Origin of the sequence: Streptomyces poonensis, assembly GCF_014650915.1 — a bacterium.
Classification (GTDB): domain Bacteria; phylum Actinomycetota; class Actinomycetes; order Streptomycetales; family Streptomycetaceae; genus Streptomyces; species Streptomyces poonensis.
In genome coordinates, this window is the sequence record NZ_BMVW01000001.1 from 1,104,146 (window position 1) to 1,125,597 (window position 21,452).

Genomic DNA, 21,452 nt, shown 5'->3' on the forward strand with positions numbered 1-21,452 from the left:
GATCAACGCGCTACGCCGAGTTCCGGTGCACCCTTCCCGCAGTGTTCCTGGACGTCGCCGAGTTGGAGCACCACGCGACGTTCCTGCGCGAGGTCGTCATCACGCACGTACCCGGACTGTTCCAGACCCCTGACTACGCTCGCGCGGTCTTCGGCTACATGGGCCCGGAGCTTTCACTCAGTGAGTTGGAGCCCCGGGTCGAGCGCAGGATGCGCCGAAAGGCCGCCCTCCAGGGGGATGGCGCCGCCGAGTACGAGACGGTCGTCCACGAGTTCGCACTGCGCATTCTTGTCGCCGACCGCCAGGTGGCCCGCGCCCAACCACAGGAGATCCTGCGGCAGATCGAGCGGGGCCACACCGTCCGGGTCATCCCCATCGACGTGCAGGGTTTCGCAGGTGCCAGCAGCGCGATGATGTACGTCGGCGGACCACTGCCCCGACTGGACACCGTGCTCCGCGACTCGCCTCACGGCACCGCGTTCCTCGATGCGGAATCCCAACTGGACCGGTTTCGGAAGCTCTTTCGTAAGGTGAAGAAGGCAGCGCTCGATCCCGTGCCGTCGCGGGACCTCATCCATCGCATCGCCAAGGAACTGTGAGGCAATCGGCATGACCGATCACCTTCACTGGCAGAAGTCGTCCTTCTCCGAGGGAGGTGACGGCAACACCTGCGTAGAACTGGCGGCAGTGCGTACCCCCAGCCGCTGGCAGAAGTCGTCCCTCTCAGGCGGCGGCGAAGGCAACGACTGCGTCGAACTCGCCACCACCCCCGGCACCATCCACCTCCGTGAGAGCGACACCCCCGCCACCCGTCTCACCACAACTCCCACCCCACTGGCCCACCTGCTGGACTCCATACGCTCCGGGTCCCTCACTCACCCACGCACTCGCTGACCCGCCGAAGCCGGCCCACCATCCCGTACGTGGCTGCGGACCAGTACCACCCAGTCCACCAAGCGCGGAACACACCGCCCGGCTGCCCCGTCCACGGGGGCCGGATCGTCCGGCAACACTACGTCTGCGATCGCGAAGAGATCTGCCGATCGAAGGCGGAGCACAGACGCAGCAGGGCACACACATCCGGCTGCCCGCCCTCCGGCAACCGCTTCAGCCGCGCACCGAAGCCCGCTTCCCCCGTCACCGGGCCAGCATAGCCCGCGAGTTCACTCGTCTGCGACAGCGAAGCGACGTTTGCGACAAGCCCACGGCACCCGGCGGCCCGTCACCGCTGCGGCCCCTCCGACGGCGTCCCGTCACGCATCACCGGCCCCGCCCGGTCCAGCAACCCCGTACGCGCCGCCAGCGCCGCCGCCTCCAGGCGCGACCCCACGCCCAGCTTCATCAGCACCCGCTGGACGTGGGTGCGGGCCGTCGACGGGGCTATGCCCATGCCGGCCGCGATCAGGCGGGTGTCCTCGCCGTCGGCGACGCGGACCAGGACCTCGACCTCGCGCGGGGTCAGCATCTGCAGCAGGCGCTGGCCCTCGTCGTCCGGCTGGCTCGCCGGGTTCAGTAACTCGCTGAAGGCGCCCTGGAGCAGGGCCGGGGCCACCGCCGCCTCGCCCGCCCTGGCCTTCATGATCGCTCGCTCGACGCCCTCGATCCGCTCGTCGTGACGTACGTAGCCCGAGGCGCCCGAGGCGAACGCGGCGGCGATGCCGCGCGGGCTGGGTACCGGGCCCAGGACGAGGACCGCCACCTGGGGGCGCTCCCGTTTGATCTTGATCACCGGGTCGAAGATCCCCGGTTCGGCGGGAGTCGCCGTGCCGAGCAGGCACACCTCAGGAGCCCGTGTGATCACCAACTCCGCCGCACCCGCGGCGGGCGCGGCCGCCGCGAGCACCCTGTGCCCGCGCAGCTTCAGCGCCGAGGCCAGTGCCTCGGCGAGCAGTCGGTGGTCGTCGACCACCATGAGCCGCACTCCCATCGAGCTACCCCCCAGTCCCCCCAATGGCTGCCCACTATGGCCGTCCACCGGTCCCCACGTCCCCACGGACAAGAGCCCCCCGGCTCCCCCCGCCCCTTCATGCGCCCTTCATGCCCCCGGAAGCTACACGCTTGTTCGACATTGCGCTCCCCCTACGCGGGAGAACTGCCCTGGAATACCGAGAAGCCTCCCATTCGCGGGTGTTGGGGTGTACGTGAACGGCCCCGTTCCTGATTCGTCGCTGATCAGGGGCGAGGTCATCCCGCAGAAGCCAGGGGGCGTGTGGGATCACTTCACGCCGAAACCGAGCGCCGCGTACTCCTCGCCGTCCTCGGAGCGCGGCTTGCTCACCTGTTCCTTGGCCAGGAACAGCCGCCCGTCGGCATAGAGCACTTCGTCGGCGTACGGAATGATGCCGCTCATCGCCCCGAGCACCCGCGGGTGGGCCGGCGTCTCCAGCAGCACGGTGGCCTTCGACGAGGAGCCGTCGACGGAGATGACCTGATCGCCCTTGTCGAACACACCCTCCTTGTAGGCGATGAGGTCCGAGCCGTCCATGCGGAGCGGAAAGAGCGTGTAATCGTCGCCGGCCTCGACGCGTTCGCCGGTGGACCTGCCGGTGTCCAGCGAGAAGGACACGATCTCGTTCGTTCGACTGAATTCGGCGGTGCCCTCGCGATACTTGGTCGACACGTACAGCTTGCCGTTGCCGACCGTGATGCCCGCGCAGCCCCAGGCCTGGCCGCTGCCACAGGTGTGGTGGTACGTGTCGCCCGCCAGCTCGATCTTCGCGCGCAGCCTGCCGCTGTCGTCCAACGAGAAGACCTCGGTGGCATCGACAGGGTCGGCCTCGCTCGGGCCCACGGCGTAGACGACCGGCTCGGTGGAGATCACCTCGGCGGTGTCGACACCTGCGGGCAGCTTGTGACTCCACTTGCTGACGCCGGACTTCGGGTCCAGGAGCTGGATCTCGTACTCCTCCTCCCCGATGTCGCCGCACATGCGGACCACGACCAACTGGGCGCCCCCGGTGTACGCGGAGTCCAGGCAATCGCCGGTCTTGGGCGTCCACAGCGACTCGCCGGTCCGCGCGTCGAAGGCGGCGCCGCCCAAGTAGCCGGCGACCGCGACCGTGGTGCCCGAGATGACGACCTGGTTGAAGGTCGTTGCCGACCCTCTCTCCTCGACGGTCCTCGTCCACAGCTTCTCACCGTCGCTGACCTCGAAGGCGGTGATCCGCGAGCAGTACCCGCTGCTGCCGTCGCTGCCGCGCTTCTTGTCCTTGTGCACGACGACCGCGACACCGTCGTCGGTGACCTCACCGGAGCCCCCGCAGGTCTGACCGGACAGCGGGAGCGTCCAGGACCTGTCGCCGCTGTGCGCGTCGTATCCCACGATCTCGTCGACGCCGGCCTTGGCGTACACCGAGCCGGTCAGCCAGGAGCCCTTGACGCTGTCGATCCGCTGCCCCTCGGCCTTGGGCGCGGGCACCTTGAGGAGGAGCTCGGCCGGAGCCTTGTCCTGGCCGCCCTCCCCCTCGGTGCCGGTGCCCCCGGACGTTCCGCCCGTGCCGCCGCCGGAGCTCGCGGAGGTGGTTCCGTCCTCGTCCTTGCCGGTGGAGATGGCGTACCAGGCACCGCCGACGACGACCATCACGAAGGCGGCCATCGCCGCGACGACGAGGGCCAGCCGGGAGCCGGACAGTCCTCCGCCGCCCGGCGCGGGCGGCGGCCCGTACCCGTACGGAGGCTGGGCGTACGGACCCGGCTGCGGGCCGTGCGGGCCCGGCGGCGGGGGCGGAACGGGGGCGCCGAAGCCGCTCTGCGGCGGCTGGTTCGGCGGAGGAGGAGAGGCCGGCGGCCGGTCGGGAGGCTGAGTCATCAGCGCGGTCCCCCCTTTTTTTCGCTGCTTACGAGCCACCAGCCACCCGCGGTCAGCGTGGTGATGGAAACCAGACTGTTCTCAGTCGGCTCTTTCTACCACTGGGAGACCATGGGGACGCGCTCACGCGTCCTCGGCCAGTTCCAGCCAGCGCAGCTCCAGTTCATCCCGCTGCCCGCCCAACTCCCTCAGCTCCGCGTCCAGTTCGGCCACCTTCGCGAAGTCGGTCGCGTGCTCGGCGATGCGCGCGTGCAGCGACTGCTCCTTCTCGGAGATCTTGTCCAACTGCCGCTCGATCTTCTGGAGTTCCTTCTTCGCGGCCCGCTGGTCGGCGGCGCTCTTCTCCGGGACGGCCTTGTCGGAGGCCTTCTCGCCGGCTGCGGGCTTGGGCGCCGCGGCGGCCGCCGCCTCCTCCATGCGCCGGCGCCGCTCCAGGTACTCGTCGATGCCGCGCGGCAGCATCCGCAGCGTGCCGTCGCCGAGCAGCGCGTGCACCCGGTCCGTCGTCCGCTCGACGAAGAAACGGTCGTGGGAGATGACGATCATCGAGCCGGGCCAGCCGTCGAGCAGGTCCTCGAGCTGGGTCAGCGTCTGGATGTCGAGGTCGTTGGTGGGCTCGTCGAGAAAGAGGACGTTCGGCTCGTCCATGAGCAGGCGGAGGAGCTGGAGGCGGCGCCGCTCACCACCGGAGAGATCACCGACCGGCGTCCACTGCTTCTCCTTGCCGAAGCCGAACGTCTCGCAGAGCTGGCCCGCGGTCATCTCGCGGCCCTTGCCGAGGTCGACGCGGTCACGGACCTGCTGCACGGCCTCCAGGACCCGCCAGTTCGGGTTGAGCTCGGCGACCTCCTGGGAGAGGTAGGCCAGCTTGACGGTCTTGCCGACCCGGACCTGCCCGCCCGCGGGCTGCTGCTCCCCCTCGCTGTACGCGGCGTCGGCGAGCGCCCGCAGGAGCGAGGTCTTGCCCGCGCCGTTCACACCGACGAGGCCGATGCGGTCGCCGGGGCCGAGCTGCCAGGTGAGGTGCTTGAGCAGCACCTTGGGCCCGGCCTGGACGGTCACGTCCTCCAGGTCGAAGACGGTCTTGCCGAGCCGGGAGGAGGCGAACTTCATCAGCTCGCTGCTGTCGCGCGGCGGCGGCACGTCCGCGATCAGCTCGTTGGCGGCCTCGACGCGGAAGCGCGGCTTGGAGGTGCGGGCGGGGGCGCCGCGCCGCAGCCAGGCCAGCTCCTTGCGGACCAGGTTCTGCCGCTTGGCCTCCTCGGTGGCGGCGATGCGCTCCCGCTCGGCCCGCGCGAAGACGTAGTCGGAGTAGCCGCCCTCGTACTCGTGGACGGTGCCGCGCTGGACGTCCCACATCCGCGTGCAGACCTGGTCCAGGAACCAGCGGTCGTGGGTGACGCAGACGAGCGCCGAGCGGCGGGCGGCCAGGTGCCCGGCCAGCCAGGAGATGCCCTCCACGTCCAGGTGGTTCGTCGGCTCGTCGAGGACGATCAGGTCCTGGTCCTCGATGAGCAGCTTGGCGAGCGCGATACGGCGCCGCTCGCCACCCGACAGCGGGCCGATCACGGTGTCCAGGCCCTGCGGGAAACCGGGCAGGTCGAGTCCGCCGAAGAGGCCGGTCAGGACGTCGCGGATGCGTGCGTTGCCCGCCCACTCGTGGTCGGCCATGTCCCGGATGACCTCGTGCCGGACGGTGGCCTCGGGGTCGAGCGAGTCGTGCTGGGTGAGGACGCCGAGGCGCAGCCCGCCGGAGTGGGTGACCCGGCCGGAGTCGGCCTCCTCCAGCTTGGCGAGCACCCGGATCAGGGTCGTCTTGCCGTCGCCGTTGCGTCCGACCACGCCGATGCGGTCGCCCTCGGAGACGCCGAGCGAGATCCCGTCGAGCAGGGCCCGGGTGCCGTACACCTTGCTGACGCCTTCGACATTGACCAGGTTGACGGCCATTTCACTCCTGCACGCGGGGTCGGATCAGCCTCCCAGGGTACGGCGTGTTCCGGACCGGTCAGGCAGCGCGGCGGATCACGGTCGCCCCGGGCGCGGGCGAGTCCGCGACCCGGGCGGCCCGGCAGCTGCCGGAGGCGAGCAGCGCCCCCGCGACGACCTGCGCGGACTCCGCGTCGCGGGCGAGGAACGCCGTGGTCGGTCCCGAGCCCGAGACCAGCGCGGCCAGGGCTCCGGCCGCCCGTCCCGCCGCAAGGGTGTCGGCGAGCGAGGGGAAGAGGGAGAGCGCGGCGGGCTGCAGGTCGTTGGTGAGGGTGGCCGCGAGGGCGTCGGCGTCACCCTTGGCGAGCGCGGCGAGCAGCTCCTCCGACGCGACCGGCTCCGGGACCTCCGTCCCCTCGTGGAGCCGGTCGAACTCCCGGTACACGGCCGGGGTCGACAGGCCGCCGTCCGCCACCGCGAACACCCAGTGGAAGTCGCCGCCCACGTCCAGCGGACGCAGCCGCTCGCCCCGGCCCGTGCCCAGCGCCGCCCCGCCCACCAGGCTGAACGGCACATCGCTGCCCAGCTCGGCGCAGATGTCCAGCAACTCCTGCCGGGAGGCACGCGTGCCCCACAGCGCGTCGCAGGCGAGCAGTGCGCCCGCCGCGTCCGCGCTGCCGCCCGCCATGCCGCCGGCGACGGGGATGTCCTTGTCGATGTGCAGGTGCACGCCGGCGTCGGCGGCGCTGAGGCCGTGCCGCTCGGCGAGGGCGAGGGCGGCGCGGGCCGCGAGGTTCGTACGGTCCAGGGGGACCTGGTCGGCGCCCGGCCCGGAGCAGGTGATGCGCAGCTCGTCGGCCGGGGTGGCCGTGACCTCGTCGTACAGGCCGACGGCGAGGAAGACGTTGGCGAGGTCGTGGAAGCCGTCGGGGCGGGCGCCGCCCACCGCGAGCTGGACGTTGACCTTGGCGGGGACGCGGACGGTGACGCTCACGGCTTGGATCTACTCCTCGTCGGTGTCGGCGGAGTCGGCAGCGGGCTCGGCGGCGGGCTTGTGCTCCGCGATACGGGCGAACTCCTCGACCGTGAGGGACTCCCCCCGCGCCTGCGGCGAGACCCCGGCGGCCACGAGGGCGGCCTCGGCGGCCACGGCCGAACCCGCCCAGCCGGCGAGGGCGGCCCGCAGCGTCTTGCGGCGCTGGGCGAAGGCCGCGTCGACGACGGCGAAGACCTCCCGCTTGGATGCGGTGGTCGGGAGGGGCTCGGTGCGGCGGACCAGCGAGACGAGGCCGCTGTCCACGTTCGGCGCGGGCCAGAAGACGTTGCGCCCGATGGCCCCGGCCCGCTTGACCTCGGCGTACCAGCCGGCCTTCACGGACGGCACCCCGTACACCCGCGACCCGGGCCCGGCGGCCAGCCGGTCGGCGACCTCCGCCTGCACCATGACCAGGGTGCGCTCGATGCTCGGGAAGGTGTCGAGCATGTGCAGCAGGACGGGCACGGCCACGTTGTACGGCAGGTTGGCGACCAGGGCGGTCGGCGCGGGGCCCGGCAGCTCGCGCACGTGCATGGCGTCGGAGTGGACCAGCGCGAACCGGTCCGCCCGCTCGGGCATGCGCGCGGCGATCGTGGCGGGCAGCGCGGCGGCCAGCACGTCGTCGATCTCGACGGCGGTGACCCGGTCGGCCACCTCCAGCAGGGCGAGCGTCAGCGACCCGAGCCCCGGGCCCACCTCGACCACCACGTCGTCGGGCCGCACCTCGGCGGTCCGCACGATGCGCCGCACGGTGTTGGCGTCGATCACGAAGTTCTGGCCGCGCTGCTTGGTGGGGCGCACGCCGAGGGCCGCGGCGAGTTCACGGATGTCGGCGGGGCCCAGCAGGGCGTCTGGGGTGGGGCTGCTCACGCCCCAAGGGTACGGGGCCGCTCAGGTGTCCCTCTCACTCCTGCAGCTCGGCCCCGCAGTGCGGCCACGGGCTCGCGCCGCGCTCCAGGTACAGCTTCTTCGCCCGGTAGGTCTGTTCGTCCGCCGTCGCGTCCTGCGGGCGGCCGTGGCCGCCGAGGCTCTCCCAGGTCCGCCGGTCGAACTGGTAGAGGCCGCCGTACGTCCCCGAGGAGTCCACCGCGTTCGCCCGGCCGCCGGACTCGCAGACCGCGAGGCCGTTCCAGTCGAGGTGGTCGGTGCCCTGCACGGAGGACGGCAGCGGCTTGGTGCCCACCTTGACCACCTGGGTGCGCGGCGGGCGGATCATCTCGGAGTGCAGCCGGCGGGGTTTCTGCCTGACGCCGTTGACGGTGCGCAGGGAGTACGTGACCCGGCGCACGCCCGGTTCCCCGGCCCACTCGACGACCTCGGTGCCGCGGAACAGCGAGGGGTCCTCCGTCCGCTCCACGTCGAACGGGATCGGCTCCTCCCGGACCTCCTTCCTGCCCTTGATCCGCAGCACGGTGATCGTCTGCCCGTCCCGGGGGAAGCTCTCCTGCGGCACCGAGGTGGTGTCCTGTCCCTCCAGGGTGATGCCGGCCTGTTCCACGGCCTCCCGGACGGTCGCCGCGTTGGTCCGGATCCGGCGCGCCCGCCCGTCCGCCATGACGGTGACGGTGCGCTCGGTGCGGACGTCCAGCGCCAGTCCCGCGCGCCCGATCGGCCGGGCGCGTTCGGTCGACACGTACGCCCCTTCCGTGCGCACCCCGAGCTGCTGGAGCGCCCTCTCGACCGTACGTGCCGTCGTCCACACGTCCCGCCGCTGCCCGTCGAGGGTGAGGCGCACCGGCCGCCCGTAGGCGACGGCGACCTCGTCACCGGTGGTCAGGGGGGCGCCGAGGGCGGGCGCCACCCTGTCGTGGGCGCCCACGTCGACGCCCTCCCGGGCGAGCAGCTCGGTCACGTCGTCCGCGAAGGTGTGCAGCTCGCGCGGCTCACCGTCGACGTTCAGCTCGATCGCCTTGTCCTTGGCGACGAACGCGCTGGTGCCGCCCGCGAGGAACGCCACCACCAGGGCCTGCGGGACCAGCCGGCGCAGCGGTGCGGGGCGCTCGGCGGTGCGCCGGCGGCGGGCGGCCCGCCGGGCCCGTGCCCGTCCCCCGTCGGCCTGCCGCGGGAGCACGACCTCGGCCGCCTCGGGCATCTCGGACACCTGTTCACGGGGGTCGTCCTGCTGCGTCTCGGCCGCCTTGCGCGACCCGGCCCGCCGTGACTCGGCCCGCCGTGTCTCGGCCTTGCGTGCCTCCGCCCGCCGTGACTCGGGCCTTCGCGCCTCGGCCCGCCGCGACTCGCCTCTTCGCCGTCCGTCCTGCCGTTGCGACGTACCGTCCCGGGCCTCGTCGGCGACGGCGGGCAGGACGTCCTGGACCTGGGTCTCGTGGCCGGGCAGGTCCCCGTCCCGCTGGTAGACGGCGTACGGGAGCACGTCGTACGGGACGGTGTCCGCGCCGTACCGCGGGGACCCGGGCGGGGGCCCCGGCGGAGGCCCGCCGTGCCGGGGCCGGGTGCGCGGGTCGGGGGGCGGGGCCGGGGTCGCGCCGTACATCCCGTACTGCGGGTGAGGCGAGTACGGCGAGGGCTGCGCGTTGCTCACGACGAGACGCTCCAGAGGGGCCGGCCGGATCGGGCGACCAGAACCTAGCGGAGGCTTCGTCACTCTCCAAAGCGGTCCTACTACGCAGCGTAACCACAGCGGGCCGGGCTCCGTACCGGTGGTCACCCGGACGGCCCAGTGGGGCTGCCGGGGAGCGTGATGCGTCAGTAGGCGAAGGCGCGCGCGGTGTTCGCCGCGATCGCCGCGGCCAGCGTGTCCTCGTCGATCCCGCGCACGGCGGCCATGGCGCGCACCGTGACCGGAATGAGATACGGGGCGTTGGGCCGTCCGCGGTACGGCGAAGGGGTGAGGAACGGCGCGTCGGTCTCGACGAGGACCAGTTCCAGCGGGGCGACGGCCAGGGCGTCGCGCAGCGGCTGGGCGTTCTTGAAGGTGACGTTGCCGGCGAAGGACATGAAGTAGCCGGCGCGGGCGCACACCTCGGCCATCGCGGCGTCGCCGGAGTAGCAGTGGAAGACGGTCCGCTCGGGCGCGCCCTCCTCCTTCAGGATGCGCAGCACGTCGGCGTGGGCCTCACGGTCGTGGATGACCAGGGCCTTTCCGTGCCGCTTGGCAATCTCGATGTGGGCGCGGAAGGACCGCTCCTGCGCGTCCTTGCCCTCAGGGCCGGTGCGGAAGTAGTCCAGTCCGGTCTCGCCGACCGCCTTCACCTGGGGCAGCGCGGCCAGCCGGTCGATCTCGGCGAGCGCCTCGTCCAGCGCCGTGTCCCCGCCGGGCTCGCGGGCACCCTGCCGGCTCCAGCCGTCAGGGTCGCCGTGCACGATGCGGGGCGCCTCGTTCGGGTGCAGCGCGACGGCCGCGTGGACGGCGTCGTACGCGGCGGCGGTCTCGGCCGCCCAGCGCGAGCCGTTCAGGTCGCAGCCCACCTGCACGACCGTCGTCACGCCGACCGACGCGGCCTTGGCGAGGGCCTCCTCCACCGTGCCGGACTGCATGTCGAGGTGGGTGTGGGAGTCGGCGACGGGCACCTGGAGGGGCGCCGGGAGCGGGGGCGCGGTGTTCTTGTCGTCCTGGGCGGGGGTGCGGGAGGGCATGCCCCGATCCTACGAAAGGGGCATGCCCTCACCGCTGGGGGAGGCCGCCGAGGGCGGTCAGCAGGTCCTGCGCTGGAAGAGGTGCAGGAGGCCGGTGAGGTGCCGGGCCGGGGCAGCCGGGGGCTTGTCCGCCGTTGACTCGTCCGCCGGCGACTCGTCCGCGGGAACCCGTCGCTCCTGCCGGGGCAGACCGTTCTGCGCCGAGGAAACCTGTCCCGGTCGCATGATGCGCACCACGTGGCCGTCGCACCGCCGGCACATGGGCCGGCTCAGCGGCGACGGGACGACCTCGCCGTCCACCACGTACCGCACCCGCTCCCGGCCCTCGGCGTCGGGGTGGTGCTCTATCTCGTACGACTGCTCCCAGCCGTGCCCGCAGCGCATGCAGGCGAAGGAATACGACTCGTGAACGACGGCGGTGGCCGCTGTCCGGTCACCGATCTGCCCTGAGACGTCGGTCATGCCAGCTCCTGGTTGTCCGCTGGACAAGCACCCCGCACGGGGAAACCCCCCGGGATCCCCTGGGGTCCGGGGACGGGTGCGTCCCCTCGACCAGTGGACTCCTCCGTCGGCACGGGCGCACCGCACCTGCCAACTGTTGGAGCGGATTTGGCCTGTGCTTGTGGCGAAGCCCCTGGTCCCGGGGTTGCGCTTTACCTGGGGCCGACCGGCCTTTGCCCGCGGTTGGGGCGCCGGAACCGGCCGTGCGCCGCACCGGGCGCTCCCGGAGCGGAACGGCCGCCGCAGTGGGTTCAGCCGCGCCCGGCGTTCTTCGCCGCGACCACCGCGTCGAAGACCTCGCGCTTGGGCAGCCCCGCCTCGGCGGCCACCGCCGCGATCGCCTCCTTGCGCCGCTCCCCCGCCTCCTCGCGCACCCGCACCCGGCGCACCAGCTCGTCCGCGTCCAGTTCCTCGGCGCCCTTCTCCGGGGCGCCCTCGACGACGACGGTGATCTCGCCCCGTACGCCCTCGGCGGCCCACGCGGCCAGCTCGCCGAGCGGCGCCCGCTTGACCTCCTCGTACGTCTTGGTCAGCTCGCGGCAGACGGCGGCCCGCCGCCCGTCCCCGAAGACCTCGGCCATCGCGGCGAGGGTGTCGTCGAGCCGGTGCGGGGCCTCGAAGTACACGAGCGTGCGCCGCTCGTCGGCGACCTCCCGCAGCCGTCCCAGCCGCTCACCGGCCTTCCGCGGCAGGAACCCCTCGAAGCAGAACCGGTCCACGGGCAGCCCGGACAGCGCGAGCGCGGTGAGCACGGCGGACGGACCGGGGACGGCGGTGACGCGGATGTCCTTCTCCACGGCGGCGGCGACCAGCCGGTACCCCGGGTCGGACACGCTCGGCATGCCCGCGTCCGTGACCAGCAGCACCCGCGACCCGCCCGCCAGCGCCTCGACGAGCTCGGGCGTACGGGCGGCTTCGTTCCCCTCGAAGTACGACACGACCCGGCCGGCCGGCTGCACGCCCAGCGCCTGTGTGAGCCGCCGCAGCCGCCGGGTGTCCTCGGCTGCGACCACGTCCGCCGAGGCCAGCTCCTCGGCCAGCCGGGGCGGGGCGTCCGCGACGTCGCCGATGGGGGTGCCTGCCAACACAAGGGTTCCTGTCACGACAACCAGTCTCGCAGGAGCGCCCTTCATGGCCCGGGCACGGGACTGGCACAGACACGTTCCCTACGATGGCGCGGTGACGAGTACCGCGTCCTCCACGGACACCCCGGCGGGACAGGGGCAGACGACCGACGACCAGCGGCCGTCGTGGCAGCAGCGGCTGCACCGGTTCGGATACACCGGGCGGCCGAGAAGCGACGTCCGCGACCGGCTGGTACCCCCGTACACCGCGCCCTCCCCGCGTCTGTGGGCCGCGCTCGGGTTCCGCATGGACGCCGCCGCACGCATCATGCGCTGGTCGGCGTGGGGCGGTCCGCTGCTGGTGACGCTCGTCGCCGGGATCCTGCGGTTCTGGAACCTGGGCAGCCCGAAGGCGGTGATATTCGACGAGACGTACTACGCCAAGGACGCGTGGGCGATCGTCCACCGCGGATTCGAGGTCAACTGGGCCAAGAACGCCAACGACCTGATCCTGCAGAACAACGGGGACGTCCCGATCCCGACGGACGCCGCGTACGTCGTGCATCCGCCGGTCGGCAAGTACGTCATCGGGCTCGGCGAATGGCTGTTCGGCTTCACCCCGTTCGGCTGGCGCTTCATGACGGCGCTGCTCGGCACGCTGTCCGTGCTGATGCTGTGCCGCATCGGCCGCCGCCTGTTCCGCTCCACCTTCCTCGGCTGCCTGGCGGGCGCCCTGATGGCGGTGGACGGACTGCACTTCGTGATGAGCCGCACGGCGCTGCTGGACCAGGTGCTGATGTTCTTCGTCCTGGCCGCCTTCGGCTGTCTCGTCATCGACCGCGACCGGGCGCGCGCACGACTCGCGGCGGCGCTGCCCGCGGACGCCGACGGCGTCGTACGGCCGGACGCGGAGGTGGCCGACCACCTCGGCATGGCCTGGCGGCCGTGGCGCTGGCTGGCGGGACTGTGCCTGGGCCTGGCGTTCGCCACCAAGTGGAACGGTCTGGTCTTCCTGGCCGCGTTCGGCGTGATGACCGTGCTGTGGGACGTGGGCGCCCGCAAGGTCGCCGGCGCCCGGCGCCCCTACCTCGCCGTGATCAAGCACGACCTGGGCTGGGCGTTCCTCGCGACGGTGCCCGTGACGCTCGCGACGTACCTCGTCTCGTGGACCGGCTGGATCCTCTCGCCCGACGACGGCACCGGCGGCTACTTCCGCGACTGGGCGGTGACGGCCGGCAAGGACAGCCACTGGAGCTGGCTGTTCCCGGACTGGCTACGCAGCCTGTGGCACTACGAGAACGAGGTCTACGCGTTCCACAAGGGCCTGTCGTCGCCGCACACCTACCAGTCCAACCCGTGGAGCTGGATCGTCACCGGCCGCCCGGTCTCGTACTTCTACGAGTCCCCGGCACCCGGCAAGGACGGCTGCCCCACGGACGCGGCCGAGAAGTGCGCCCGCGAGGTGCTGGCCATCGGCACGCCCCTGCTGTGGTGGGCGGCCGCCTTCGCGCTCCTCTACGTCCTGTGGCGCTGGTTCTTCCGCCGCGACTGGCGGGCCGGCGCGATCGCCTGCGGCATCGCGGCCGGCTGGCTCCCCTGGTTCATGTACCAGGAACGCACGATCTTCTACTTCTACGCGGTCGTCTTCCTGCCGTTCCTCTGCCTGGCCCTGGCCATGATGATCGGCGCGATCCTCGGCCCGCCCGGCTCCACGGAACGCCGCCGCGTCGCGGGCGCGGCGGGCGCGGGCGTGCTGGTGCTGCTGATCTTCTGGAACTTCATCTACTTCTGGCCGATCTACACCGGGACCGCGATCCCGATAGACGACTGGCGGGCTCGGATGTGGCTGGACACGTGGGTCTGACCAGGCTGACGCACCACGGGGGCGCGGCGGTGAGCCGCGCCCCCGTGGTCGTTGTCGGTCGTCAGCGGCTGTCGCCGGCCGTCCTCGGACGGCCCGGAACCGGCCCAGCTGCCTGCGGGAGGCGACAGCTGCTGCAAGGCAACACCGCCACCGCCTGTCCCGGCCGCCGACGATAGGAACACGCCTTCTTCCGCACCTGCTCACCCGACCGGTTCCTGGCCACCACAGCCCCCGATTTCCCCATGCCGGTCAGACTTCACCTCCACATGCTGTACGCATCATTGGAGTGCTTCTCCAAGCTGATTCGGCATTACCGCGCAACAAGCGGATGATAGAGCCGTCACAAAAGGCCCGGCAATCTCGGGAAGGCTTCACAGAGGAACACCCATCGGCGTAGGCTGCCATACCTTGATGTACCAGCTCTTACCTACAGACGGGGGACAGTCTGTGGACACACCACTTCTGATTTTACTCGGAGCTGGTGGCGGATCATTGCGCGGACTGCTGGACGTACACAACCAGGTCATGGCCTGGCGAGCCGCACGCCACGAACATCGGACAAAAGCGGAACAGAGCGAGGAGCCGCCGCGCCTCCGCGACTATTTCGATGCACTTCCGGACATCGTCGCCGTAGTGGGGAACGCAGCCTTAGGCGCTATCACGGCGGGATTGTTCGCGATACAGGGCCAGATCAGCGGAGCGTACGCCGCCATCGCAGTAGGGCTGTCCGCGCCGGCGCTCCTTTTCCAGATCGGTCAGGTCCAGCCCGTAAGCGCATCCGTGTCCGGTGTACCGCAGAACTCAGAGCATCAGCCCACTGGGACTGATCATCAGGTCCCCGTTCCGCCCACCGGCCTCCCTCCGGCCCAGACAGCCACTACCGCCGCAAGCCGTGAGGGAGCCAATACATGACCGAGTCCTCCACCAGGCAGCGATGCACCGGGGCCCTCTTGGGCCGCCGGCAGTCCGCGCCTCCGGGGCCGCGCGCCCCCCAGAAGACGCAGCATTCACTCGGCCGTCGCATAATAGCGGCTCTTCTGGGTGTGCCATTACCTGCCTCTGGCGATTACCCGCCGGACGCCAATCACATCTACGCCGCCCGCAAGCCCAGTCACTGGAAGATGATGGCTCTCTGTGCTTGCTGCGCGATACTCACGGTTCTCACCACATCAATAGTGGTGAGTCACAACACCGAGGGAGGCGGCCCTAAACCGACAGCCGCGGATACGTCCACACCGACAGCCGGGGATACGTCCACGGATTCCCCTGGACACCAAGTCCCACCCGATCTACCCGACTCTGAAGCCGCGGATCCGGGGCCCGCACAAACTCCACAACCGCTTCCACCTTCACGCTTCCCACAGAAACTCGCGGGAGAGTGGTGCGCGGTCGGCTCGTCCTCTCACATCTCCCTCGAGAGCGACGGCACTTATCACGCCGATGATTACCGCGGACTGACCGATGGAATCGTCATCACCAGCGAGCAGGACGACCACTTGATGTACTTCTACGATCGCGACGACACTCAGTCACCCGCGCTCGAAGCAGAATGGTCGATCACGCCCGACCAGCAACACGGGAAGACGCTGCGTCTGGATGAGGACGTCTTCCACCGCTGCGCCTAGACGCGCACGTACGCTGCGGACGGAAGAGGACGTCACCTCGCATGCGCTGTGGAGCGGTGAAGGTGGGCACCGGCGATCCGACGAGCCGCTCCACCGGCGTGTCTGAGCATCCGTGAAGCCCGAGCAGCCATCGATCCGGCCCTTGCCGGTTCCCGGGCGGTGTCGTCGGCCGGCAGAGGCGCAACGCCTACGAATAAGACGTACGAACCGTCCGGGGCGGCGGAAGCCCGGGAAATCCGGGACTCCCCTCCCACCCTTCACTCCCGGCGCATACAGTGCGGTGACTGACGACCGAGTATCTGAACGCGTGCAGAACGTGGGGGAGGAGCGCGCCATGCGCAAGGGGGCGAAGGCCGCCATCGTCGGCGGCGTGTTCGCCGTGATGGTGGGGGGCGCCGGGTACGGCGCGTTCAACGTCGTGGCCGCTCTCAACGGGGACGCGGGCGCCGGGTCACCCGTCGTCAAGACCGGGCCGCCGGACGCCGACGAGGTGCGGGAGACGTCCGAGGCGTTCTTCGCGGCCTGGGAGAAGGGCGACATGAGCACGGCGGCGTCCCTCACGGACTACGCCGGGCAGGCCGGGGCCGTGCTGGCCGCCTACCGCGACAACGCCTACATACGCGACGTGCGGATCACCCCCGGCACGACCACCGGGCGCACCGTGCCGTTCTCCGTCAAGGCGACCGTGGAGTACGAGGGCAAGAGCAAGGAACTCGCCTACGACAGCGAGCTGTCCGTCGTGCGCGGAAAGACCACCGGCAAGGCGCTGGTCGACTGGGAGCCGTCCGTCGTGCACCCCGAACTGAGAGACGGCGACACGCTCGTCACCGGGGAGGCCTCGGCACCGCCCATCAAGGCCGTGGACCGCGACGGTACGGAGCTGACCGAGGAGAAGTACCCCTCCCTCGGGCCGATCCTGGACGCGCTGCGCGAGAAGTACGGCGAGCAGGCGGGTGGCGAGCCCGGCATCGAGCTGTCGATCCGGCGCGGCGGCGCGGCTGCGGAGGACACGGCCGACACCACCCTGCTGACCCTGGCCGAGGGCAGGGCGGGCCGGCTGCCGACCACGATCAGCGCGGGCGCGCAGGCGGCGGCCGAGAAGGCCGTGCAGAAGTACGCGGAGTCGTCGGTGGTCGCCGTGCAGCCCAGCACCGGCGAGGTGCTGGCCGTCGCCAACCACCGCGAGGACGCGTTCAACGCGGCCTTCCTCGGCCAGCTGGCCCCCGGCTCCACCATGAAGATCGTCAGCGCCGCCACCCTCATCGACAACGGCATCACCACGGCCGACGGCCCGGCGCCCTGCCCACCCGACGCCACGTGGCAGAGCGCGACCTTCCACAACCTGAAGGGCATGACCCCCAACGAGCAGGCCACCCTCTCGGAGAGCTTCGCCCGCTCCTGCAACACCGCGTTCGTGAAGTACGCGGACGAGGTCAAGGTCGACTCGCTGACCAGGGAGGCCGAGGACCGGTTCGGGCTCGGCCGGAACGACTGGAAGGTCGGCATCCCCTCCTTCGACGGCTCGGTCCCCGCCTCCGGCGGCCCGGACACCGCGGCCAACATGCTCGGCCAGGGCAAGGTGCAGATGAGCCCGCTGAACATGGCCTCCGTCACCGCGACCGTCGTGACGGGCCGTTTCCGGCAGCCGGTCATCGTCCCGCAGAACCTTGACGACCGCGAACTGGCGACCGCCCAGGGCCTGTCCGCGGGCACCGCACAGCAACTGCGCCAGATGATGAACCGCACCGCGACCAGCGGCACCGGCGCCGCCGCGATGTCCAAACTCAGCGGCGACATCGGCGCCAAGACCGGCTCCGCCGAGGTCGACGGGCAGGAGAAGTCCAACAGCTGGTTCACCGGCTACCGCGACGACATGGCAGCCGCGGCCATGGCCCAGGAAGGCGGCCACGGCGGCGACGTGGCCGGTCCGATTGTCGCGGCCGTGCTACGAGCGGGCGGCTGACTCACTCGTTGTCGTACCGGGACTCTAGGGTGGTGCTCTCGTTGGGGAGTGTGAGGGCACCGGGGGCCTGGGGACAGCGGAGGATCGGGAAGCTGTGGGCAAGAGAAGGCGCGTCACGCGCGTCACCGAGGAGAAGAGCAGGAACCGCCCGGCCGTCGTCGGCGGGCTGATCGCCGTCGTCGTCGGTGGCGGCGCGTTCGGCGCGTACGCCCTGTACGGCACGGACACGGAGGACGTGTCGGCCTCGACCGCCGCCGAGACCGTGAAGACCGGCCCCCTGTCGGCGGAGGAGGTCCGTACGGCCGCGTCCGGCTTCCTCACCGCCTGGCAGGACGGCTCGGTCGCGAAGGCGGCGGCCGCGACGGACGACGCCACGGCCGCGAGGACCGCGCTGACCGGCTTCCGCGAGGACGCGCGGATCACCGACGTCACGCTCACGCCCGGGAAGCGGTCCGGCGACGAGGTCCCCTTCTCCGTGCGGGGCACGGTGTCGTACGAGGGCGTCAGCAAGCCGCTGACGTACCGGTCGTCGCTGACGGTCGTCCGCGGCGCCGAGGACGGCGAGCCGGTGGTCGACTGGGAGCCGTCCGTCGTCCACCCCGACCTCCAGGAGGGCGACCGGCTGGTCACGGGCGAGGCGGGCACACCCCCGGTGAAGGCGCTCGACCGGGACGGCGGCGAGCTGACCGCCGAGGCGTACCCGTCCCTGGGCACCGTGCTGGACAGCCTGCGGGAGAAGTACGGCGAGAAGGCGGGCGGCACGGCGGGGGTCGAGCTGCGGGTGGTGCGCGCGGAATCCGCTGAGGCCTCCGAAGAGACGTCCGGGGAGGCGTCCTCGCGGGCGGCCGGCGCCAAGAAGTCGGCCGAGGACAAGGTCCCCGACAAGACGCTGCTGGAGCTGAGCGAAGGCACTCCAGGGACCGTGCGGACGACCCTCAGCCCCACCCTCCAAGAAACCGCCGAGCAGCAGGTCGCCGCCAAGGAGCGGGCCTCGGTGGTCGTGCTGCGTCCCTCGACCGGCGAGATCCTCGCCGTGGCGAACTCCAACCCGAACTTCAACACGGCCTTCCAGGGCTCCCTCGCCCCCGGCTCCACGATGAAGGTCGTCACCGCGGCCCTGCTCTTCGACGAGGGCCTGGCCTCGGCGGACAAGGGACACCCCTGCCCCAAGTACTCGTCGTACGGCGGCTGGAAGTTCCAGAACCTCGACAAGTTCCAGATCAAGAACGGCACGTTCAAGGCGAGCTTCGCCGCCTCCTGCAACACGGCCTTCATCTCCCAGGCGAAGAAACTGAAGAACGACTCCCTGACCAAGGAGGCCCAGGAGGTCTTCGGGCTCGGTCTGAACAACTGGTCCATCGGCGTGCCGTCCTTCGACGGCTCGGTGCCGGTGCAGAGCGACGCCCCGATGGCCGCCTCGCTGATCGGCCAGGGCGGCGTACGCATGAACCCGCTGAACATGGCGTCGGTGGCGGCCACCGCCAGGACGGGCACCTTCAAGCAGCCCTACCTGGTGTCCCCGTCCGTGGACGGCCGCACCCTCGCCACGGCCTCCCGCACGATGTCGTCCTCCGTCCACTCCCAGCTGCGCGAGGTCATGCAGTACACGGCGGCGGCCGGCACGGCGGCCGAGGCGATGTCGGGTCTCGGGCCCGACTACGGCGCCAAGACGGGCTCGGCGGAGGTCGACGGCCAGAAGAAGCCCAACGGCTGGTTCACGGCGTGGAAGGGTGACCTGGCCGCGGCGGGCGTGGTCCAGCAGGGCGGGCACGGCGGCTCGACGGCGGGGCCGATCGTGGCGGCGCTGCTGAAGGCGGGGAGCTGAGGCCGGGGGCGGCAGTGGCCGCCCCCGTAACCCGGTCGCGTGGGCCGTACACGTACCGCTAGCGTGCCCACCATGACCGCTTCCGACGCCACCACTTCCTCCGCCCACCCCCAATTCGCCGCGGCCCTGCGCGAGTTGGGTCTCGATCACCTCAACGACCGCATCCGCCGCTTCCCGGACGCCACCCGTACGGCCGCCGAGGCCGCGGCCGCGATCGGCTGCGGGCTGAGCCAGATTTGCAAGTCGCTGGTGTTCGCGGCATGGGGGTCCCCCCTGCTCGAGCGCAGTCGAGAGCTTGGGGGAGGCGTGCCGGTCCTCGTCCTGATGGACGGTGCGTCCCGGGTCGACGTCGAGCTGGTACGGCGGGAGCTGGGCGCCGGGAAGGTCACGCGGGCCAAGGCGGACGTGGTCCGGGAGACGACGGGGTACGCGATCGGGGGCGTGCCGCCCTTCGGGCACCGGACCAGGACCCGCGTCCTGGCGGACCGCGCGCTGCTGGAGCACGAGACGGTGTGGGCGGCGGCCGGCACCCCGCACACGGTGTTCCCGATGGACCCCAAGTCCCTGATCGCCCACGCGGGCGGCACGCTGGTGGACGTGCGCGAGCGGACGGGCAGCGAGCGCGCGGAGTGACGCCGCTCGTCACCACCGCCGTCCTGCTCGCCGCCGTCACCCACGCGAGCTGGAACGCCATCGCCCACCGCATCACGGACAAGCTGGTCGGCTTCACGCTGATCTCGGGCGGGGGCGCGCTGATCGGGCTGGCAGCGGTGCCGTTCGTGCCGGTCCCGGCGGCCGGGGCATGGCCCTACCTGATCGCGTCCGCGGTCATCCACCTCGCGTACTACGTCCTGCTGATGCGCTCGTTCCGGCTCGGGGACTTCGGGCAGGCGTACCCGATCGCGCGGGGCACCGCTCCGCTCGTGGTGACGGCGCTGGCGGCGGTGTTCGCGCACGAGGTGCCGGACGGCTGGGCGGCGGCGGGCATCGGACTGTCGTGCGCGGGCCTGACGGGCGTCGCGCTGTGGGGACTGCGGGGCCGTCGCCCCCACTGGTCGGCCATCGGCGCGGCGCTAACCACGGGCCTGTCCATCGCCGCGTACACCGTGGTGGACGGGCTGGGCGTGCGCGTCTCCGGTACGTCCCTCGGGTATATCGCCTGGCTGATGTTCCTGGAGGGCCTGGCGGTCCCGGTGTACGCGGCGTACCGCTGGCGCGGGCAGTTGGTGGCGGTGCTACGACCCGTCGCCGGGCTCGGTCTGCTGGGCGCCGCGCTGTCCGTGGCGGCGTACGGCCTCGTCCTGTGGGCCCAGACGAAGGCGGACCTGGCCCCCATCGCCGCGCTGCGCGAGTCGTCGATCATCGTGGGCGCGGCGATCGGCGCGGTGTTCTTCAAGGAGCGGTTCGGGGCGCCGAGGATCGCGGCGGCGGGGCTGCTGGTGGTGGGGATCGGGCTGATGCTGCACGCGGGCTAGGAGCTGTCCGGCGATCGTGATCGTGATCGCCGGACAGCTCCTGGGACCGACCGGAGCGGTCAGGACGTGAAGGGGACGGCGTCCTGCGGGTCGGTGTGCCAGTTGGTGACGAGGGGCTGATCGACGAGGACGCTGCCGACCTTGAGCGAGACGGGGTTGGGGTCGTCGCCCGTGACGGAGACGATCACGGTGCTGTACTCGGTGCCGCCGTCGCCGCTCGTGCTCTTCGGGCTGACACCGGCGTACACCGTCGTGCCGCCGGAGAGGGTGATCTCCTCGCCGACGACCTGCTCGGCGGGACCGGCCTGGGTGCCGCCCGAGCCGAAGGCGATGACGGGCAGGCCGCCGGGCAGGACGCAGGTGATACCCGGCTTGGCCTTGACGCTGACCTGGTAGTAGCCGCCGGCCTGGGTCATCTCCTTGGCACTCCAGGACAGGTCGTTGGTGCCGCAGGACTGGCCGTAGCCGGACTTGTCCCCGGCCTCGGCTTCCGTGACCTCCGTAACCTCCGTGGCCTCCGTGGCCTTCGTGGAGGAACCCGAGGTCGAGGCCGAACCCGAGTCCGCGGTCGGCTCCGAACCGCCCTTGCCGCTGTCGGTACCGGAGTCGGCCGCGGCGACGGGAGCGGCTCCGGCGGCTCCGGCCGTCCCCTCATCACAGGCGGTCATCAGGAAGCCGGCGGTGACGGCGGCGGTGGCGACGAGGGCGGCGCGCAGACGGCGGTTCATCATGGTGGGTCTCGCTTTCGGTGAAGGGTTACGGAGGTTC

Annotated in this window: 18 protein-coding genes; 8 read left to right on the top strand and 10 right to left on the bottom strand. The window is 71.5% G+C overall.

Annotated elements, in window-relative coordinates; genetic code table 11:
• The first annotated feature begins 41 nt into the window (after window positions 1-41).
• Together IE242_RS04935 and IE242_RS04940 are read left to right on the top strand one after the other, a co-directional pair.
• Window positions 42-599, top strand: a complete 558-nt coding sequence (locus IE242_RS04935; RefSeq protein WP_308436750.1) for a DUF5753 domain-containing protein — start codon at window positions 42-44, stop codon at window positions 597-599.
• A 10-nt stretch (window positions 600-609) separates the two neighbouring features.
• Window positions 610-894 carry a DUF397 domain-containing protein gene (locus tag IE242_RS04940; RefSeq protein ID WP_189855570.1) on the top strand — a complete coding sequence of 95 codons (285 nt, stop codon included), beginning with the start codon at window positions 610-612 and terminating at the stop codon, window positions 892-894.
• Between the two features lie 328 nt (window positions 895-1,222).
• Here the strand turns inward: IE242_RS04940 and IE242_RS04945 are convergent, their stop codons facing one another.
• From IE242_RS04945 to rsmI, 9 genes are all read right to left on the bottom strand, one after another.
• Window positions 1,223-1,927 (bottom strand): helix-turn-helix transcriptional regulator, encoded by a 705-nt coding sequence (locus tag IE242_RS04945; RefSeq protein ID WP_189855572.1) that lies wholly within the window; start codon window positions 1,925-1,927, stop codon window positions 1,223-1,225.
• Between the two features lie 288 nt (window positions 1,928-2,215).
• The gene (locus tag IE242_RS04950; RefSeq protein ID WP_189855575.1) at window positions 2,216-3,808 is read right to left on the bottom strand and encodes an outer membrane protein assembly factor BamB family protein; all 1,593 of its coding nucleotides are present in this window, start codon (window positions 3,806-3,808) and stop codon (window positions 2,216-2,218) included.
• A gap of 123 nt (window positions 3,809-3,931) precedes the next feature.
• A complete protein-coding gene (locus IE242_RS04955; protein ID WP_189855578.1) occupies window positions 3,932-5,755 on the bottom strand; it encodes an ABC-F family ATP-binding cassette domain-containing protein in 1,824 nt (607 codons plus the stop codon).
• A 58-nt stretch (window positions 5,756-5,813) separates the two neighbouring features.
• Entirely contained in the window at window positions 5,814-6,728 is a 915-nt protein-coding gene (locus tag IE242_RS04960) for a 4-(cytidine 5'-diphospho)-2-C-methyl-D-erythritol kinase (RefSeq protein WP_189855580.1), read from the bottom strand.
• A gap of 9 nt (window positions 6,729-6,737) precedes the next feature.
• The gene (gene rsmA, locus IE242_RS04965; RefSeq protein WP_189855582.1) at window positions 6,738-7,640 is read right to left on the bottom strand and encodes a 16S rRNA (adenine(1518)-N(6)/adenine(1519)-N(6))-dimethyltransferase RsmA; all 903 of its coding nucleotides are present in this window, start codon (window positions 7,638-7,640) and stop codon (window positions 6,738-6,740) included.
• Between the two features lie 34 nt (window positions 7,641-7,674).
• Entirely contained in the window at window positions 7,675-9,312 is a 1,638-nt protein-coding gene (locus IE242_RS04970) for a resuscitation-promoting factor (RefSeq protein ID WP_271208563.1), read from the bottom strand.
• 164 nt (window positions 9,313-9,476) lie between these two features.
• On the bottom strand, window positions 9,477-10,367 hold the full coding sequence (locus tag IE242_RS04975) for a TatD family hydrolase (protein ID WP_189855584.1): 891 nt from the start codon (window positions 10,365-10,367) through the stop codon (window positions 9,477-9,479).
• 57 nt (window positions 10,368-10,424) lie between these two features.
• Window positions 10,425-10,829, bottom strand: a complete 405-nt coding sequence (locus tag IE242_RS04980) for a hypothetical protein (RefSeq protein ID WP_229858172.1) — start codon at window positions 10,827-10,829, stop codon at window positions 10,425-10,427.
• A 290-nt stretch (window positions 10,830-11,119) separates the two neighbouring features.
• Window positions 11,120-11,971 (bottom strand): 16S rRNA (cytidine(1402)-2'-O)-methyltransferase, encoded by an 852-nt coding sequence (rsmI, locus tag IE242_RS04985; protein ID WP_189855586.1) that lies wholly within the window; start codon window positions 11,969-11,971, stop codon window positions 11,120-11,122.
• Window positions 11,972-12,047: 76 nt separating this feature from the next.
• On the opposite strand from rsmI, the gene IE242_RS04990 reads away from it, so the two are divergent.
• The 6 genes from IE242_RS04990 to IE242_RS05010 all read left to right on the top strand — a co-directional run bounded on the left by IE242_RS04990 (window position 12,048) and on the right by IE242_RS05010 (window position 20,684).
• Window positions 12,048-13,796 (top strand): dolichyl-phosphate-mannose--protein mannosyltransferase, encoded by a 1,749-nt coding sequence (locus IE242_RS04990; RefSeq protein WP_189855592.1) that lies wholly within the window; start codon window positions 12,048-12,050, stop codon window positions 13,794-13,796.
• A gap of 1,499 nt (window positions 13,797-15,295) precedes the next feature.
• Entirely contained in the window at window positions 15,296-15,421 is a 126-nt protein-coding gene (locus IE242_RS38525; RefSeq protein ID WP_268249423.1) for a hypothetical protein, read from the top strand.
• A 334-nt stretch (window positions 15,422-15,755) separates the two neighbouring features.
• Window positions 15,756-17,384, top strand: a complete 1,629-nt coding sequence (locus IE242_RS04995; RefSeq protein WP_189856412.1) for a penicillin-binding transpeptidase domain-containing protein — start codon at window positions 15,756-15,758, stop codon at window positions 17,382-17,384.
• A 94-nt stretch (window positions 17,385-17,478) separates the two neighbouring features.
• Window positions 17,479-19,209 carry a penicillin-binding transpeptidase domain-containing protein gene (locus tag IE242_RS05000; RefSeq protein WP_189855594.1) on the top strand — a complete coding sequence of 577 codons (1,731 nt, stop codon included), beginning with the start codon at window positions 17,479-17,481 and terminating at the stop codon, window positions 19,207-19,209.
• Between the two features lie 72 nt (window positions 19,210-19,281).
• Window positions 19,282-19,842 (top strand): YbaK/EbsC family protein, encoded by a 561-nt coding sequence (locus tag IE242_RS05005; RefSeq protein WP_189855596.1) that lies wholly within the window; start codon window positions 19,282-19,284, stop codon window positions 19,840-19,842.
• On the top strand, window positions 19,839-20,684 hold the full coding sequence (locus tag IE242_RS05010) for a DMT family transporter (protein WP_189855597.1): 846 nt from the start codon (window positions 19,839-19,841) through the stop codon (window positions 20,682-20,684). The genes IE242_RS05005 and IE242_RS05010 overlap by 4 nt, the downstream gene beginning before the upstream one ends.
• 59 nt (window positions 20,685-20,743) lie before the next feature.
• Here IE242_RS05010 and IE242_RS05015 read toward each other — a convergent pair whose 3' ends face one another.
• On the bottom strand, window positions 20,744-21,415 hold the full coding sequence (locus tag IE242_RS05015) for a DUF4232 domain-containing protein (RefSeq protein ID WP_189855599.1): 672 nt from the start codon (window positions 21,413-21,415) through the stop codon (window positions 20,744-20,746).
• Window positions 21,416-21,452 lie beyond the last annotated feature (37 nt).

Excerpts from the sequence above, each read along its gene's own strand:
- IE242_RS04940 (WP_189855570.1), top strand. The coding sequence starts at position 610 with ATGACCGATCACCTTCACTGGCAGAAGTCGTCCTTCTCCGAGGGAGGT.
- IE242_RS04945 (WP_189855572.1), bottom strand. The coding sequence starts at position 1,927 with ATGGGAGTGCGGCTCATGGTGGTCGACGACCACCGACTGCTCGCCGAG.
- IE242_RS04950 (WP_189855575.1), bottom strand. The coding sequence starts at position 3,808 with ATGACTCAGCCTCCCGACCGGCCGCCGGCCTCTCCTCCTCCGCCGAAC.
- IE242_RS04955 (WP_189855578.1), bottom strand. The coding sequence starts at position 5,755 with ATGGCCGTCAACCTGGTCAATGTCGAAGGCGTCAGCAAGGTGTACGGC.
- IE242_RS04975 (WP_189855584.1), bottom strand. The coding sequence starts at position 10,367 with ATGCCCTCCCGCACCCCCGCCCAGGACGACAAGAACACCGCGCCCCCG.
- IE242_RS04980 (WP_229858172.1), bottom strand. The coding sequence starts at position 10,829 with ATGACCGACGTCTCAGGGCAGATCGGTGACCGGACAGCGGCCACCGCC.
- IE242_RS38525 (WP_268249423.1), top strand. The coding sequence starts at position 15,296 with ATGTACTTCTACGATCGCGACGACACTCAGTCACCCGCGCTCGAAGCA.
- IE242_RS04995 (WP_189856412.1), top strand. The coding sequence starts at position 15,756 with ATGCGCAAGGGGGCGAAGGCCGCCATCGTCGGCGGCGTGTTCGCCGTG.
- IE242_RS05005 (WP_189855596.1), top strand. The coding sequence starts at position 19,282 with ATGACCGCTTCCGACGCCACCACTTCCTCCGCCCACCCCCAATTCGCC.
- IE242_RS05015 (WP_189855599.1), bottom strand. The coding sequence starts at position 21,415 with ATGATGAACCGCCGTCTGCGCGCCGCCCTCGTCGCCACCGCCGCCGTC.